Raw genomic sequence first — 16482 nt, forward strand, 5'->3', positions numbered from 1 at the left:
GCGCGCCCGGGCGGGCACGCGCGTGTGCAGCGGGAGGCTGCGGCTTACCAGGGCACGGCCGGATAGTTCAGCTTGCCCGTGGCGTGTTCCTTCGGCCAGACGATCACCACCTTCTTGTCCTGGTGCTGCGCCATGCGGTGCACGAAGTTCTGGTTGTCGCCGTTGGCGGCAAACTGCACCCGGCCGATCAGCGTTTCGCGGTCCGTCTTGCGCATTTCCTCGGCCACGCCGCCTTTCTTGATGGTGCCCTTGTCGGCCGCGCGCGCGATCGCCTCGAACAGCAGCATCGACTGCACGTAGCCGAACTGGCCCAGGTAGTCGGGTTCCTTCTTGTACAGCTGCTTGTAGGCGTCGCTGAAGGCCTTGCCGTCGGCCGTCTTGAATTCGGTGGGGAAGGGCAGCAATGCCGTGCCGAAGACGTTCGGCATCAGGTCCGGGAAGTCGGCCGCCATCTTCGGCGTGGCCAGCGACCACACGCCCACCATGGCCTTGATCTTCGGTTTCAGCACGCGCGCGGCGCGGATGATGCCCACGTAGTCGTTTTCATAGCCGACCATGGCCACCACTTCCGATTTGTCCTGCAGCTTGATCTTGTTGATGATGGGCTTGAAGTCCGTGATCGCCGGGTCGAACGAGTGCGTCGTCACTTTCACGCCCTTGGCCGCCAGGGCCTTTTCCACGTCCTTCGCCAGGCCCGTGGTGGCGTCCTTGGTCGAATACACGATGGAGACGGACTTGGCGCCCACGTCGGCAAGCAGGCCCAGCATGGCCTTTTCGTAGCCGGCCGTGTTATTGATGCGGAAAAAATTCTTGCGCCCGCTGGCCACCAGGCTGTCGTCCACGCCGCCCGACGTGATGTAAACCAGGCCCAGTTTATTGGCCGTGTCCGAGGCGGGCGAGATATTGTTCGAGCCATAGCCGCCCGTGATGGCCACCACGCCCTGGCTGGCCAGCTTTTCCACGGCGGCGATGGCCTTGGCCGGCGCCGATTCGTCGTCGACGGTGACGATCTTGATCTTGTGCTTGCCGTTGCTCTTGTTGAAGACTTCGGCCGCGACCATGATGCCTTCCTGCATGCCGGCGCCGACGCGCGCCAGGTTGCCCGTCAGGGGAATTTCCGCGCCGACCAGGAATTCATCGGCGCTGGCCTGCGTCATCCAGGCGCCGGCAACCAGCGCTGCCATGGCGATGCGTGTGTATGTGCGTTTCATCGTGTCTCCTCCGGTGATAAACTCCGGCGCCAGGATCGGTGCCGGGAAAACTACCCGCTTGGGTTTTATTGTCGGGTCTCTTGAAACCAACTGCAATGCCGAATTTACTGCCCACGCTGCGCCATCTGGCGCAGCTGTCCCTTCAAAATCTTGCCGGTGGCCGCCGCCGGCAGTGCTTCCATGACGATGATGGCGGACGGGCATTTGTAGGGCGACAGGGTCTGCGCCAGGTAATCGTGCAATGCCTGCACCGTCACCGGGTGCTGCGGGTCCAGTTCCACGTAGGCGATGACATCCTCGTTGCCATCGGCCACAGTGCGGCCCACCACGGCCGACTGCACCACGGAAGCGTGTGCATTGAGCGCCGTTTCCACCTCCAGCGGATACACATTGAAGCCGGAGCGGATGATCAGTTCCTTGGTGCGGCCGACAACAAACAGCGCGCCGTCCGGGTCCTGGCGCGCCATGTCGCCCGTATTGAGCCAGCCGCCATCGCGCATGGCGGCCGCCGTCATGGCCGGCTCGCGGTAGTAGCCGGCCATGATGTTCGGCCCGCGTATCCACAGTTCCCCCGGCTCGCCCGGCGCCACGTCCTCGCCATCGAGGCTGACGACGCGCACTTCCACGCCGGGAATCGGCATGCCGACGGAATCGTCATGGCGCGGCGCTTCCAGGCGCGTCTGGCTGATGGTGGGTGCGCTTTCCGTCATGCCATAGCCATTGTGCAGCGCGGTGCCCAGCAGCTTTTCCACGTCGTGCTTGAGCGACGGCGCCAGCGGCGAGCCGCCCGCATACGCGAAGCGCAGCCGCGTGGGCAAGGGCGTCTGCGCGCCGCCCAAGGTTTGCAGCAGCTTGGCGTACATGGCGGGCACGCCCTGCACGATGGTCAGTTCATCGTCTTTCAATGCGGCCAGCAGGCCGTCGACGGAAAAGCGCGGCACCAGGTACAGCGCGGCGCCCGCATACAGGGTGCCCAGGGCCACCGACGCCAGGCCATATACGTGCGAGATGGGCAGCACGCCGTAGGCGCGGTCGGTGCTGCTCAAGCCGCGCAGGGTGCTGGAGACGGCGGCGATGAACAGCAGGTTGCGGTGCGTGAGCATCACGCCCTTCGACTGCCCGGTGGTACCCGTCGTGTAGATCAGCGCGGCCACCTGCTCGTTGCCGGGCAGCGTGTCTTCCGCGATGGCCGCCTCGTTCAAGCCGCCTGCCAGCAGCTCGCCCATGCCGTCGACCGTGGCGCTGGCCGCGCCCAGGCGTGCCGCATGCGCGGCCGCTTCCGGCGAGGCGCCGGCCAGGAACAGCACGCGCCGCGCGCTGGAATGCGTGGCGATGGTGTCGATCTCGCGCGCCGACAGGCGGGCATTGACGTTGACGATCCACGCGTCGATGCTGGCGGCCGCAAAGATCAGCGCCACCTGCAGCGCGCCATTCTCGCCCACCACCATCAGGCGGTCGCCGGCGCGCACGCCGAGGTCGCGCAGCAGCTGCGCGGCGCTCTCCACACTGTGCTGCAGCTGCGCGTAGGTCCAGCTGCGGTCAGCTTCATGCAGCGCCGGCGCGTCGGGCGCGCGCGCCGCCCAATAGATGGGGATGGCCGACAGGCGCGCCGGCAGGTGGGCCAGCAGGGCGGGAATGTCCATCGCGGCCTCCTTCACTGTTGCGCCGCCTTGATCATGTTGCGGGCGATGACGATCTGCTGGATCTGCGTCGTGCCCTCGTAGATGCGGAACAGGCGCACGTCGCGGTAGAAGCGCTCGGCCGCGTATTCGCTGATGTAGCCGGCGCCGCCGTGGATCTGCACGGAGCGGTCGGCCACGCGGCCGCACATTTCGGAGGCGAACAGCTTGCAGCACGACGCTTCCGTCGAGATGTCTTCCTTGTTGTCGCGCCGGCGCGCCGCGTCGAGCACCATGCTGCGCGCCGCGTAGATTTCCGCCTTGCTGTCGGCCAGCATGGCCTGGATCAGCTGGAATTCCGCGATGGGCTGGCCGAACTGCTGGCGCTCCATCGCATAGGCCAGCGCGTCGGCCAGCATGCGTTCGGCCGCGCCCACGCAGACGGCGGCGATGTGCAGCCGGCCCTTGTCGAGCACCTTCATGGCTGTTTTAAAACCCACGCCTTCCTTGCCGCCGATGATGTTCGCGGCCGGCACGCGGCAATTGTCGAAGATGACGTCGCAGGTATGCGCGCCTTGCTGGCCCATCTTTTTATCGATTTTCCCCAGCGAGAGGCCCGGCGTGTCCTTTTCCACGATGAAGGCGGAAATGGCCGAGGCGCCGCGCTTGACGGGGTCCGTGCGGGCCATGACGGTAAAGATGCTCGCCTCGGGCGCGTTGGTGATGTAGCGCTTGCTGCCGTTCAGGATATAAAAGTCGCCGTCGCGCACGGCCGTCGTGCGCAGCGAGGCCGCGTCGGAGCCGGAACCGGCTTCCGTCAGCGCGAACGAGCCGATGATCTCGCCGGCCGCCAGCTTGGGCAGGTAGTATTGTTTTTGCGCCTCCGTGCCGTCGATGACGATGCCCTGCGAGCCGATGCCGTTGTTCGTGCCGATCAGCGAGCGGAAGGCGGGCGAGGTCCGGGCGATTTCAAAGGCGACCCGCACTTCCTCTTCCATGCTCAGTTCCAGGCCGCCGTAGGCTTCCGGGATGGACAGGCCGAACAGGCCCAGTTCGCGCATCTGCGCCACGATGGCGGGCGGGATCGTGTCCGTTTCGGCCACCAGCGCCTCGTTCGGCACCAGCACTTCGCGCACGAAGCGGGAGATGCTGCCCAGCAGGATGTTCAGGGTTTCTTCGTCGCGTATCATCGGGGTCCTCGGGGCTATGACTATGATTGAGAGGGGCGCGCAGTCTAACCGCGGCCCAGGTTTTTTTCCACTGTCTTGACCAGGGCCACCAGGCGCGGCCCCAGGTCCGTTTCAAGTTTTTCGCGCGACAGCAGAAAGGCGGGGCCGCCGCAATTGAAGGCCATCACCTGTTCGCCGTCGGCACCCAGCATGGGCACGCCCACGGCATGCACGTCGTTCTGCCATTCGCCGGCCGAGATGCAAAAGCCCCGGTCCTGGTAGTCCTTGAAGCCTTGTTCGATGCCGGCCTTGATGCGCGGCCAGCGTTCCGTCTCATGCACCCTGGCGTGGTCCATCAGGTAGTCGCGCTCGGCCTGCGGCAGGATGCACAGCAGGGCCTTGCCCATGGCCGTCGTCATCAGCGGAATGCGCGAGCCGACGTCGAGGCGCAGGGTGACGTTGGCGCTGCTGCGGCACGTTTCCACGTACACCATGCTGAGGCGATCGCGCGTGCCCAGCGACACGGAGGCCTGCGCATGTTCGGCCAGTTCTTCCATCAGCGGGCGCGCCATCTTGCGCACGTCCAGGTTCGACAGCATGCGGTAGCCGAGGGCCAGCACGCCGGCGCCCAGCTGGTACTTGCCCAGGCTGTCCGAGTAATTCAGGTAGCCGAGTTTGGTGAGGGTGTAGGTGAGGCGCGAAATCGTCGGTTTCGGGATGGCCGTGCGCTTGGCCATCTCGGCGTTCGACAGGAATACTTCGCCTGGGCGGAAGCAGCGCAGCACTTCCAGGCCGCGCGCCAGCGCGTTGACGAACTGGCGGTCCTTGCCTTCCTCGTCGTCACTGAAGACGATGAGTTCCGGATCCGCTGCGGCTTGAATATGGGTCATATTGGCATTCATTGTCACGCTCCCTGAAATCCAGTTTGCCTAGCCAGCATGGCGCTGTCAATCGTTTTGTGAAACATTCGTTCGCACAGCGGAATGCTGCGCTGCGGGAAAACCGGGCGGAAAATTGACCTGCGCACGCGTTTTGACGCTTGTCGCTTGAGCATCGTTGTATACCTATGTATATTGCGCTGTTGGGTGACGGCCGCCGCATGCGCGGCCGCTTTTTGCATATCGCTATATAAGGCGATATATAACGAGGGATGAAAGACCATGTTGAAACAGGTAATGGCGGGCGCCGTGATGCTCGCATTGGCGCAGATGGCGCAGGCGCAGCAAATGACGGCCAATGACGACGGGCAGGCGGCGCCGTTCGTGCTCGGTACCGTGACGGTGATCGGCCAGCGCGAGCAGGCAGGGCAGGTGGAACAGCAGGTGGGGTCGCAGGTGAGCCGCGCCGAGATGCGGCGCTTCAACCGCGACAACGTGGGCGACGCCTTGAACCTGTTGTCCGGCGTGTCGCTGTCGACCAATTCGCGCAACGAGAAAACCGTGGCCATCCGCGGCTTCGATGCGCGCCAGGTGCCCCTGTACATCGACGGCATTCCCGTCTACGTGCCGTATGACGGCTACGTCGATTTCAACCGCTTCACCACCAGCGACCTGGCGGCGATCCAGGTGGCCAAGGGCTTCAGCTCCGTGGCGTATGGCGCCAATACCCTGGGCGGCGCCATCAACCTGGTGTCGCGCAAGCCGACGGCGCGCCTGGAGGGCGATGCCTCCGTCGGTTTTGGCTCGGGCAGCGAGCGCCAGATGTCGGCCAACGTGGGCACCAACCAGGGCCTGTGGTATCTGCAGGCGGGCGTGTCCTACATCGACAGCGACGGTTTTCCCCTGTCGTCCGACTTTCGTCCCACGGCCACGGAAGACGGCGGCACGCGCAACAATGCGTACCGCAAGGACCATAAATTGTCGTTCAAGGTGGGCCTGACGCCCGGTGGCGCGCATGCCGGTGATGAATATGCGCTCAGCTACTACAAGCAGCATGGCGAAAAGGGCCAGCCGCCATCGACCAATCCCGTCGGCGCGCGCTACTGGCAATGGCCGTACTGGAACAAGGAAAGCGTGTATGTCGTTTCGCAGACGCGCCTGGGCGGTGCCGAGCGCCTGAAATTGCGCCTGTATCACGACAGCTACGACAATGAAATCACCTCGTTCACCAATGACAGCTACAGCACCATCAAGACCAGCGGCCAGGGCAGCGTCAGCGGCGGGCGCAGCATCTATAACGACCGCACGAATGGCGGCGCGGTGGAACTCGAATCGTTCCGCCTGGCCGCGCACAGCCTGCGCTTCGTTGCCAGCTACAAGGCCGACGAACACCAGGAACTCGACGCCAAGGGCGTGCGCAACACCTGGTACAAGGACGCCCTGTGGACCCTGGGCGCGGAAGACAGCATCGCCCTGAGCGGGGCGACGGAACTGTCGCTGGGCGTGTCGCGCAACGCCCTGCGGCCGGACACCGTCTACAGCGCCGGCAATGCCTACACCTTGCCAGGCAATCAGGCGGCCACCGACCTGCAGGCGGGCCTGTTCCACAAGACCGGTCTTGAGGCGCGCGTGTATGCCACCGTGGCGCGCAAGTCGCGCCTGCCGACACTGAAGGACCGCTACTCGCAGCGCCTGGGCACGTATATTGAAAACCCGGACCTGCGCGCCGAGGAAGCGCTCAATTATGAAGTGGGCTACCAGGCCAGCGTGCGCGCACTGGCGCTCGATGCCGCCCTGTTCTACAGCGACGTGAAGGACAAGATCCAGAGCGTGGCGAATGTGGCGGGCGTGCGTTCGCAGATGCGCAACGCGGGCAGGGCGCACATCAGCGGCGTGGAGCTCGGTGTGCGCGGGCGCGCCGGCGCCTGGCTGGATGTCGGCGGCAATTACACGTACACGGACATGAAGAATGTCAGCGACCGCGCCATCCGCCTGACGGACGTGCCGCGCCACAAGCTGACGGCGCACGCCGTGCTACATGCGGCACGCCAGGTCGACGTGGTGGCCATCGCGGAATCGAACAGCGGCCGCTGGGTCTCGAACACCCTGGAACTGGGCGGCTTTACCACCGTGGACCTGAAGGCCGTGTATCGGCCGTTGCCGGCCTTGAGCCTGGAAGCGGGCGTGAGCAACCTGGGCGACCGCAATTACGCGCTGGCCGACGGTTTTCCCGGCGCGGGCCGCACGTGGCTGGCCAATGCGCAGTATCAGTTCTGATTTTTTGACCGTTCAATGAAAGGACACGGCATGTTGAAGACAATATTCACAGGTTTTGCCGCGGCGTCGCTGCTGGCGGCGGCACCGGCCGCGTGGGCGGCGCCCGCCGCCGCGCGCGACAACATGAGCCATGCGCTCGCCGTGACGGGCATGGTGGAAACGCCATTGACCCTGACGCTGGCGGACTTGCGCAAGCTGCCGCCCGCCAGCGGCGGGGAAATCGCCGTGACGCGCCACAATGGCGACAAGGCCGAGACCATCACCAGCTACAAGGGCGTGCGCCTGCGCGACATCCTTGACAAGGCGGTGCTCGACGCGCCGGGCCACAACGACGTCAAGAAGATCGCCATCATCGCCAGCGCCACCGATGGCTATGCGGTGGTGTTTTCCTGGGGCGAGCTGTATAACTCGCCGGCCGGCGAGGGCATCATTGTCTACTACGAGAAGAACGGCAAGGCCCTCGACGACAACGACGGCGAAATCGCCCTGATCTCGGCGCAGGATATCCGCACGGGCCCGCGCCATGTGAAGTGGTTGAACGGCATCGAGGTGCGCAAATTGGTGGAATAGAGGCATGCTGGGGTCTGACCCGCCGGGTCAGACTCCAGCATTTTTCTGGTGGACTATTTACGCAAACATGGCACTTTTCATTGCCTGGCCCGCCACATCGAACAATCCCCGCGCCCTTGGTGCCAAGCCCAGCATGTGCATCGACGCATGGATCATGCCATCGAGCTGCACGCACTCGGCCGCCACGCCTGCGTCGCGCAGGCGCTGCGCATACGCCACGCCCTCGTCATGCAGCGGATCGAATTCGCACACCAGCACCGTCGCCGGCGGCAAGTTCTTCAGCGAGGCCGCCCGCAGCGGTGCCGCATACGCATGCGCGCCGTCGGCCGGGTCGTTCAGGTAGGCGGACCAGCAAAAGCGCATGGCTTCCCGCGTCAGCGAATGGCCCTGCGCATAGCGCTGGTAGGACGGCGTGTCGAAGGCGACATCAAGCGCCGGGTACAGCAGCAGCTGGTGCGCCAGCGCGGGACCGGCCTGGTCGCGCGCCATCAGGGCCGCCGCCGCGGCCAGGTTGCCGCCCGCGCTGTCGCCGCCCACGGCCAGCCGCTGCGCATCGATGCCCAGCGCCGCCGCATGTTCCGCGACCCAGCAGAGCGCCCGGTAAACATCGTCCAGAGGCACGGGGAACTTGTGCTCGGGCGCCAGCCGGTAGTCGACGGAAAACACCACGCAGCCGGTGGCGTTGGCCAGCGTGCGGCACGGGTTGTCGTACAGGTCCAGCGAGCACAGGCACCATCCGCCGCCATGTGCGAAGACGATGGCCGGCATGGGCTGGCCCGTGTCCGCGCCGGCCGGCACGTAGGCGCGCACGGTGAGCGCATGTTCGCCGGGCAGCACATAATCCTTGATCGAACTCACGTCTTCCAGCGGACCATGCAGCTGGCGCAAGCCCGTTTCCGTGGCGGCCCGCAGCTCGGCCAGCGAGGCGGGCGGCGGCGCATCCTTGCTCTCATCGAGCCAGGCGGCGATCAGCGGATCGAGGCTCATGCGTTGTTTCCTGACTTGTCTGCCGCCAGGAAGGGCAGCAAATGGGCGATGAACGCTTCCGGCTGTTCTTCCATGATGAAGTGGCCGCATTCGGCGACGATGGCGCCTTGCAGGTGATGCGCCTTGCCCTGCATGGTCAGCAATGGCGCGTCGTTGGTGGCGTGGTCGGCGCCGATGGCCAGCACGGGCATGGCCAGGCTGGTTTTCGCCCGCTCCAGGTTTTGCCGGATGGTTTCCGGGATCGCCCTGTAGTAGGCGAAGCCGGCGCGCAGGGCGCCCGGCGTGGCGTAGGCATCCGCATACACGTCGACGGCCACCTTGTCGCGGCGGTAGGACCAGCGGTCCAGGATGAAGCGGATGTATTCGCGCTCCTTGCCGGCCGTGAGCATCTCCGGCAGATCGAGCACCTGGTTGAACATAAAATGCCACAGGAAGATGTTGTCCGATGGCGCGACAAAAATCGGCGGCGCCGGCGCCAGGCCGGGGATCACGGCTTCCGTCAGCGCCAGTTTCGTCACGGCTTGCGGGAAGTCGCTGGCCAGCGCATAGCCGACCCACATGCCGATGTCGTGGCCGACGATGTCGTACTGCGCGTGGCCCAGGGCCAGCATGGCGCGGTGCAGGGTGGCGGCAACGGCGCCCGTGTCGTAGCCGCCGGCCGGACGTTCCGAGTGGCCGCTGCCGGGCGGATCGATGGCGATCGCCTGGTAGCCCTGGGCCGCCAGGGCCGCCATCACGTGGCGCCATGCGTACCAGGTTTGCGGCCAGCCGGGGATCAGCAGCACCGGCTTGCCGGTGGCGGGACCGGCGATGACGCAATGCAGGCGCTGGCCGTCGATGCGCACATAGTCGTGGGTGTAGCTGTCTTCATTCTGATGCATGTCAAGTCCTTGTATTGATTCAGTTAATTAGTTGATTAGTTGTGCTCGATGCCGAGCAGGGTGTTGATCTGCTGCGCGCTGACGGGGGCGCCGGCGAAGTCGTCGAAGATCTTGTCGGTGACGGCAATGATGTGGGCATTGATGAAGGCCACGCCTTCGCGCGCCCCCACTTCCTGGTCCTTCAGGCAGCATTCCCATTCCAGCGTGGCCCAGCCCGCGTAATCGTTCTGCGCCATCTTTGAAAAAATCGCCTTGAAATCGACCTGGCCATCGCCCAGCGAACGGAAACGCCCGGCGCGGTTTTCCCACGACTGGTAGCCGCCGTAGATGCCTTGCCGTCCCGTCGGATTGAATTCCGCATCCTTCACATGGAACATGCGGATGTGGTCCTTGTAAATGTCGATGAATTCCAGGTAGTTCAGCTGCTGCAGCACGAAGTGGCTGGGGTCGAACAGCATCTTGCAGCGCGGATGGCGGCCCACGCGCTCGTAGAACATCTCGAAGCTGATGCCGTCATGCAGGTCTTCGCTGGGGTGGATTTCGTAGCACAGGTTGATGCCCTGTTCCTCGCACACGTCGAGGATGGGCAGCCAGCGGCGCGCCAGTTCATCGAAGGCCGTTTCGATCAGGCCGGGCGGGCGCTGCGGGAACGGGAACAGATACGGCCAGGCGAACGAGCCGGAAAACGTGCCCATGTCCGTCAGGCCCAGGCGCTTCGAGGCCATGGCCGCCAGTTTCACTTGCTCGATGGCCCACGCCGTGCGCGCGGCCGGCTGGCCGTGCAGATGTGCAGGGGCGAAGCTGTCGCACAGCGCGTCGTAGGCCGGGTGCACGGCCACCAGCTGGCCGAGGATGTGCGTCGTCAGTTCGCTGATGACGAGACCATGGCCCGCCAGCATGGCAACGAGGTCGTCGCAGTATTGCTGGCTGTGCGCGGCCTGCGCCACGTCGAACAGGCGCGCATCCCAGGCGGGAATCTGCAGGGCCTTGAAGCCCATGCCGGCCGCCCACTCGGCGATGGCGGGCAGGGTGTTGAAGGGCGCCGTGTCGGCGGCGAATTGTGCCAGGTGCAGGCTTGGTCCTTGGATGGTTTTCATATCGGCTCCTATTGTTTGTCGATCGACAAAGAATAGGCGAAATTCTTGGCGCGGTCAAGACGTGCATGCAAAATAAATCGGGAACGCGCCGCGGGCGCCAGGCGTTATACTGGCCGCCACTTCGCAAGCAGAGGATCAAGATGGCAGGAAGACCGAGGGAATTCGACCGCGCGCTGGCGCTGGCAAAAGCGCGCGACGCGTTCTGGACGCGCGGCTACGAGGGCGTGTCGATGGCCGACCTGGTGGCGGCGCTGGGCATCGCCTCGGCGCGCATCTACGCGGCGTTTGGCTCGAAGGAGCAGCTGTTCCGCGAAGCCGTGGAATTGTACGAGTCAGGCGAGGGCGCCTTTGCCGTGCACGCGCTGGCGGCCAGCCTGAATGTGCGCGACGCGGTGGCGCGCATGCTGGAGGAAGCCGTGCTGCTGTACACGCGCAGCGGCCAGCCGCAAGGCTGCATGGTGGTCACGGCCGCCACCAACACCAGTGCCGAAAACGCCGGCATCGCCGACTGGCTGGCGCAGCACCGCCGCGCGCGCACGCAAGCCGTCATCGAGCGCCTGCGCGCGGCGCAGCTGGCGGGAGAGTTGAAAGCGGAGGCGGACGTGCAGGCGCTGGGCGACTATTATGCGGCCTTGCTGCATGGCCTGTCGGTGCAGGCGCGCGACGGCATTCCCGCCGAACGCTTGCTGGCATTGATCACGCCGGCGATGGCGCCGTTGGCGCTGGAAATGCAAACGTAAGCTATCGTGTCGATAGTTGCCGTAGTTAAGTCTTGACGTCGATCAGGCTGCCCAGGGCCTGGTCGGCCGCCTTGACGACATTCGCCGACAGGTTGAACCCGGCCTTGTAGACGAGGTTATCGGTCAGTTCGGACGCCAGGCCCACGCCGTTCGGCCGGCTTTCTGCCGCCTTGGCCGCAGTCGCATTGGCGCCGCTGACGCTGTCGCCGGCGGCCAGCTTGCGCCCTTCGACAGAGAGGGTGACGCCCGTGCCGGCCGGGCTGCCTTCCTGGAATTGGGCTTGCTGCGGCTGGAAGCCCGGCGTATTCGCATTGGCGATATTGTTGGCGGACACGTCCAGCGCGCGCTGGTTGGCGGTCAGCCCCGAGGTGCCGGTGGTAAGGGCGGAGATGGACATGGCGGGCTCCTTCAGAATATCCCTAGTTTACTCGCATGCGGGCAGCATGTGGTTGGTGCAAGGCAACATTTTTTTGCGCGCGGGCGGGCCACAAAAAAAGTTGTGGCATGTAACTTTTTAATATTGTCCTGTGGCATTTCACTGCCTAGACTGGCTGGGAAATCTGCCACGGAGCCCGCCATTTTCTCCCTCGTACGCCCGCTGTGCCTGAGTTTAATGCTCAGCCTGCCTTGCCTGTCCCTGAACGCCCAGCCTGTTTCTGTGTCACTGCCACTCGACTCGCGCCTGAACGAGCAGATCATCATGGTGCCGGCCGGCGACGGCCTGCGCGAGGAACTGGAAACCACCGTCTTTCGCCCGAGCGGTCCCGGCCCGTTTCCCCTGCTGCTGATGAACCACGGCAAGCAGGCGGGGCCGGCCAAGCTGCAGGCGCGCGAGCGCTTCATCTATATGGCGACCGCATTCGTGCGCCGCGGCTATGCGGTGATGCTGCCCATGCGCGCCGGCTATGCCCTGTCCACGGGCGCCTACCGCGATTCTGGCTGCGACATGCTGGGCAATGCCCATGGCCAGGCGCGCGACGTGCTGGCCGCGCTGGCGTATGCGCGCCGCCAGAGCTGGGTCGACCCCGGGCGCATCGTGGTGGCGGGCCAGTCCTACGGCGGCCTGGCGGCGCTGGCGCTGGCCACCAGGGCGCTGCCCGGCGTGCGCGGCGTGCTCAATTTCGCGGGCGGCTTGCGCGTCGATGCGCCCGGCTGCGACTGGCAAGCGTCGCTGGCCAAGGCCTTCGCCACCCTGGGCGCCTACAACCGCATCCCCAGTCTGTGGCTGTATGGCGCGAACGACTCCTACTTTTCACCGGCGCTGGTGCGGCGCCTGTTCAATTCCTTCAGCGGTTCCGGCGGCCAGGCGGAACTGCTCGCCTATGGGCCGTTCAAGCGCGATGCCCACCTGACCCTGGGCAGCCGCGACGGCGTGGCCGTCTGGCTGCCGCCCACCGAGCGTTTCCTGCAACAGATCGGCATGCCGGTGCGCCAGGTTGTCAGCGTGGTCGACCCGCCGGCGCCGCCCGAGACGCATTTTGCCTTGCTCGATGATATCGCCGCCGTACCCTACCTGGCGGCGCCGGGCCGCGCCGCCTACCGCGCTTTCCTGGACAAGACGGCGCCGCGCGCCTTCGCCCTGTCTGCCAGCGGCGCCTGGGCCTGGGCCGAGGAGGGCGAGAGTCCCGATGTGCGCGCGCTGACCTCGTGCCAGCGGCGCAGCAGCGTCCCCTGTCACCTGTATTCGGTCGACGAAAGCGTGGTCTGGCCTCTGGGCGGCGGCAGTGCGGCGGCGGCCGGCGCAGCGGAATAAGCCCCCGCGCACGATAGTTGTCGCCGAAACGGGCGGCGGGCGAATATACTAGGCGAAAAGGGAGGCGCTGCGCTTCCCGTCCGCCCTTATCATCCAGCGAGAATTCACCCCTATGGCGTCATCCCCAGAAAACCTCAGCATGGCCGTGTTTTGCGACTTCGAGAACGTCGCGCTCGGCGTGCGAGATGCAAATTACGAAAAATTCGATATCAAACCTATCCTGGAACGCCTGCTGCTCAAGGGCAGCATCGTCGTCAAGAAGGCGTATTGCGACTGGGACCGCTATAAAAGCTTCAAGGGCACCATGCACGAGGCGAACTTCGAGCTGATCGAAATTCCCCACGTGCGCCAGTCCGGCAAGAATTCGGCCGATATCCGCCTGGTGGTCGATGCGCTGGACCTGTGCTACACCAAGGCCCACGTCAACACCTTCGTCATCATCAGCGGCGATTCCGATTTCTCGCCGCTGGTGTCGAAGCTGCGCGAAAACGCCAAGCAGGTGATCGGCGTGGGCGTCAAGCAGTCGACGTCCGACCTGCTGGTGGCCAACTGCGATGAATTCATTTTCTACGACGACCTGGTGCGCGAAAGCCGCCGCACGGCCGGCAAGCGCGATGCGCGCGACACGCCGGCCGCCAAGCGCTCCCCCGACGAGGAAGTGCGCCGCAAGGAAAAATACGAGTCGCGCAAGACGGAAGCGATCGAGATGGCCGTCGCCACTTTCGACGCCCTCGTTTCCGAGCGCGGTGACAGCGGCAAGATCTGGGCCTCGATGCTGAAGGAAGCGATCAAGCGCCGCAAGCCGGACTTCAGCGAGTCCTACTACGGTTTCCGCACCTTCGGCAACCTGCTGGAAGAAGCGCAGACGCGCGGCTTGCTGGAATTTGGCCGCGATGAAAAGTCGGGCGCCTATGTCTACCGCAGCAGCGGCCTGGTGGCCGTGCCGGCCGCCGTGAGCGCGGACGTGGCCAGTGAGGCAAGTGTCGCCGGCGAGACGGCCGTGACGGCGGAAGAGGGTAGCCGCGAAGGCGGCAGCCGCCGCGACTCGCGCCGCAATGGCCGTGGCGGCCGCAAGCAGAACGAGCAGCGCCGCGGCGAGTCCGCGCCCCAGGCGTTCGTGCCGGTGGCCGACGCCGAAACAGCCGTCGTCGAGCAGTATGCGCCGGCGCCGCAGCCGGAAGAGCTGCACGAAGTGGCGGAAGCGCCTGCCGAAGTGGCGGGCGACGAAGGCAACGCCAAGCGCGGTTCGCGCCGCAATGGCCGTGGCGGCCGCAAGAATGGCGATGGCGCCCGCGAAGCGCGCGCCGAGGTGGTCGACGTGGCGCCGGCGCCTGAACCGGTGCCCGAGCCGGTAGCCGAAGTGATCGTCGAAGCCGTCGCCGAAGCGAAGCCGAAGGCCAAGCCACGCACGCCGGCCCGCAAGGCGGCAGCGGCGAAGAAGCCGGCCAAGAAGGCGGAAGCGGTGGCGGAAGCGGCGCCTGTCGTTGAAGCGGCGCCGGTGGAAGTGGCCGTCGTGGCCGAAGACAAGCCCGCCAAGGCGCCGCGCAAGACGCCGGCGCGCCGTCCCGCGCGCAAGAAGGCGGAAGCGGCTTGATTGACCGCTCGCAGCGGAAGGCTGGGGTCAGACGGGGACGCCGAGTCCCGACGGGTCTGACCCCGGGTGTCTGTTGCGTCTTAGCAAAGCGGTGTTAAGCATGTACCACGGTGAACGCTTCAACAGCATTTCCCATACGGTGGGCGCCGCCCTGGCGGCCATCGGCGGCGTGATCCTGATCGTCGTGGCGGCCCGCACGGGCGATCCCTGGAAAATCGTCAGCTGCAGCGTGTACGCGGCCATGCTGCTGACTCTATATCTCACCTCCACCCTGTATCACAGCGTGCGCGGCAAGGCCAAGGCCGTGCTGCAGCGCCTCGACCATTGCGCCATCTACCTGCTCATCGCGGGCACCTACACGCCCTTCATGCTGGTGACCCTGCGCGGGCCGTGGGGCTGGTCGCTGTTCGGCGTCGTCTGGGGCCTGGCGCTGATCGGCATCGCGCAGGAATACCTGTACGCCAGGGGCGCGCGCATCCTGTCGCTGGTGATCTACGTGGCCATGGGCTGGCTGATCGTCATCGGCATCAAGCCGCTGCTGGCGGCGCTGGAATGGAACGGTTTTTTATGGCTGGTGGCGGGCGGCCTGTGCTACACGGGCGGCATCGTTTTTTACGCCACCGACCACAAGCTGCGCCATGGCCACGGTATCTGGCACCTGTTCGTGCTGGCCGGCAGTTGCTGCCATTTTGTCGCCATTTTGTTCTACGTTGCCTGACGTTGCCCGTCGCCCTCACTGTTGCCCTGATTCCATTATAATGGCGCGATATGTGAAGTATAGGCAAGAATAAGCAACAATAGGGCAACAATGGATATCAATTCGGACGACCTGAAAATCTTCGTCACCGTCATCGACAGCGGCACCCTGAGCGCGGCCGCCGTGCATCTGGGACAAACCACCTCGGGCGTCAGCCGCGCCCTGTCCCGCCTGGAAGACAAGCTGGCCACCTCGCTGCTGACGCGCACCACGCGGCGCATGGAGCTGACGGAAGAGGGCCAGCTGTTCCTGGAAAAGGCGCGCGCCATCCTCGCCTCGATGGAGGACGTGGAGGAATCGATCCGCATCCGCCGCCAGAAACCGGCCGGCCGCCTGTCCGTCGACGCCGCCTCGCCCTTCATGCTGCATTGCGTGGTGCCCCACGTGGCGGAATTTCGCGCCATGTACCCGGAGATCCGCCTGGAGCTGACCAGCAACGACCAGATCGCCGACCTGCTCGAGCACCGCACCGATATCGCCATCCGCATCGGCGCCCTGGTCGACTCGACCCTGCATGCGCGCGCCTTGAGCGCCAGTCCCCTGCACGTGCTGGCCACGCCCGCCTACCTGGCGCGCCACGGCACGCCGGCCACGCCGGAAGAGCTGTCCGGCCACGCGCTGCTGGGCTTTGCGCAGTACGAACCGGGCAACAACTGGCCGCTGCGCCACGAGGCGGGCAACAGCCTGCAGATCGTGCCCGCGCTGGCCGCCTCCAGCGGCGAAACCCTGCGCCAGCTGGCCTTGCACGACCAGGGCATCGTCTGCCTGTCCGATTTCATGACCAAGGACGACATCGCGGCCGGCCGCCTGGTGAAGGTGCTGCAGCCGTTTTCCACGGGCTACCGCCAGCAGATCCACGCCGTGTACTACCGCAACACGCAGCTGGCGCAGCGCATCAGCTGCTTCCTCGAATTCCTGCAGCAAAAGCTGTAGGCCCTGAGCATGCAGG

15 protein-coding genes are annotated in these 16482 nt (G+C 65.5%); 7 read left to right on the forward strand and 8 right to left on the reverse strand.

Features of this window, described 5'->3' with window-relative positions; all coding sequences use genetic code 11:
- Window positions 1-44: 44 nt before the first annotated feature.
- The 4 genes from BM193_RS19935 to BM193_RS19950 form a co-directional block, all read right to left on the reverse strand.
- The gene (locus BM193_RS19935; RefSeq protein WP_092799374.1) at window positions 45-1211 is read right to left on the reverse strand and encodes an ABC transporter substrate-binding protein; all 1167 of its coding nucleotides are present in this window, start codon (window positions 1209-1211) and stop codon (window positions 45-47) included.
- A 104-nt stretch (window positions 1212-1315) separates the two neighbouring features.
- A complete protein-coding gene (locus tag BM193_RS19940; protein ID WP_092799372.1) occupies window positions 1316-2854 on the reverse strand; it encodes a class I adenylate-forming enzyme family protein in 1539 nt (512 codons plus the stop codon).
- Window positions 2855-2865: 11 nt separating this feature from the next.
- On the reverse strand, window positions 2866-4020 hold the full coding sequence (locus BM193_RS19945; RefSeq protein WP_092799370.1) for an acyl-CoA dehydrogenase family protein: 1155 nt from the start codon (window positions 4018-4020) through the stop codon (window positions 2866-2868).
- Window positions 4021-4064: 44 nt separating this feature from the next.
- Window positions 4065-4889, reverse strand: a complete 825-nt coding sequence (locus BM193_RS19950) for an IclR family transcriptional regulator (protein WP_092799857.1) — start codon at window positions 4887-4889, stop codon at window positions 4065-4067.
- A 270-nt stretch (window positions 4890-5159) separates the two neighbouring features.
- Here BM193_RS19950 and BM193_RS19960 point away from each other — a divergent pair, with 270 nt between their 5' ends.
- Together BM193_RS19960 and BM193_RS19965 are read left to right on the forward strand one after the other, a co-directional pair.
- A complete protein-coding gene (locus tag BM193_RS19960) occupies window positions 5160-7154 on the forward strand; it encodes a TonB-dependent receptor plug domain-containing protein (protein ID WP_092799366.1) in 1995 nt (664 codons plus the stop codon).
- 30 nt (window positions 7155-7184) lie between these two features.
- Window positions 7185-7724, forward strand: coding sequence for a molybdopterin-dependent oxidoreductase (locus BM193_RS19965; protein ID WP_092799364.1), 540 nt, complete (start codon window positions 7185-7187; stop codon window positions 7722-7724).
- Window positions 7725-7781: 57 nt separating this feature from the next.
- Here BM193_RS19965 and BM193_RS19970 read toward each other — a convergent pair whose 3' ends face one another.
- From BM193_RS19970 to BM193_RS19980, 3 genes are read right to left on the reverse strand one after another with little or no spacing between them, the layout of a single operon-like run.
- On the reverse strand, window positions 7782-8711 hold the full coding sequence (locus BM193_RS19970) for an alpha/beta hydrolase (protein WP_092799362.1): 930 nt from the start codon (window positions 8709-8711) through the stop codon (window positions 7782-7784).
- A complete protein-coding gene (locus tag BM193_RS19975) occupies window positions 8708-9592 on the reverse strand; it encodes an alpha/beta fold hydrolase (protein WP_092799360.1) in 885 nt (294 codons plus the stop codon). Before BM193_RS19975 ends, BM193_RS19970 begins: the two co-directional genes overlap by 4 nt.
- A gap of 35 nt (window positions 9593-9627) precedes the next feature.
- A complete protein-coding gene (locus tag BM193_RS19980; protein ID WP_092799358.1) occupies window positions 9628-10689 on the reverse strand; it encodes a sugar phosphate isomerase/epimerase family protein in 1062 nt (353 codons plus the stop codon).
- Between the two features lie 140 nt (window positions 10690-10829).
- Between BM193_RS19980 and BM193_RS19985 the strand changes: the two genes are divergently transcribed.
- Window positions 10830-11429 (forward strand): TetR/AcrR family transcriptional regulator, encoded by a 600-nt coding sequence (locus BM193_RS19985; RefSeq protein WP_092799356.1) that lies wholly within the window; start codon window positions 10830-10832, stop codon window positions 11427-11429.
- A 25-nt stretch (window positions 11430-11454) separates the two neighbouring features.
- On the opposite strand, the gene BM193_RS19990 is transcribed toward BM193_RS19985, so the two are convergent.
- Window positions 11455-11826 (reverse strand): flagellar basal body protein, encoded by a 372-nt coding sequence (locus BM193_RS19990; RefSeq protein ID WP_092799354.1) that lies wholly within the window; start codon window positions 11824-11826, stop codon window positions 11455-11457.
- A gap of 261 nt (window positions 11827-12087) precedes the next feature.
- On the opposite strand from BM193_RS19990, the gene BM193_RS19995 reads away from it, so the two are divergent.
- The 4 genes from BM193_RS19995 (at window position 12088) to BM193_RS20010 (ending at window position 16466) form a co-directional block, all read left to right on the forward strand.
- Window positions 12088-13182: a dienelactone hydrolase family protein gene (locus tag BM193_RS19995; protein WP_254786326.1), complete on the forward strand. Its 1095-nt coding sequence runs from the start codon at window positions 12088-12090 to the stop codon at window positions 13180-13182.
- A gap of 112 nt (window positions 13183-13294) precedes the next feature.
- Window positions 13295-14776, forward strand: a complete 1482-nt coding sequence (locus BM193_RS20000; protein WP_092799350.1) for an NYN domain-containing protein — start codon at window positions 13295-13297, stop codon at window positions 14774-14776.
- A 100-nt stretch (window positions 14777-14876) separates the two neighbouring features.
- Window positions 14877-15494, forward strand: a complete 618-nt coding sequence (locus BM193_RS20005) for a PAQR family membrane homeostasis protein TrhA (RefSeq protein ID WP_092799348.1) — start codon at window positions 14877-14879, stop codon at window positions 15492-15494.
- A 90-nt stretch (window positions 15495-15584) separates the two neighbouring features.
- Window positions 15585-16466 carry a LysR family transcriptional regulator gene (locus BM193_RS20010; protein WP_092799346.1) on the forward strand — a complete coding sequence of 294 codons (882 nt, stop codon included), beginning with the start codon at window positions 15585-15587 and terminating at the stop codon, window positions 16464-16466.
- The last annotated feature ends 16 nt before the right edge of the window (window positions 16467-16482 follow it).

The sequence above is a fragment of the Janthinobacterium sp. 344 genome (assembly GCF_900112025.1).
Classification (GTDB): domain Bacteria; phylum Pseudomonadota; class Gammaproteobacteria; order Burkholderiales; family Burkholderiaceae_D; genus Janthinobacterium.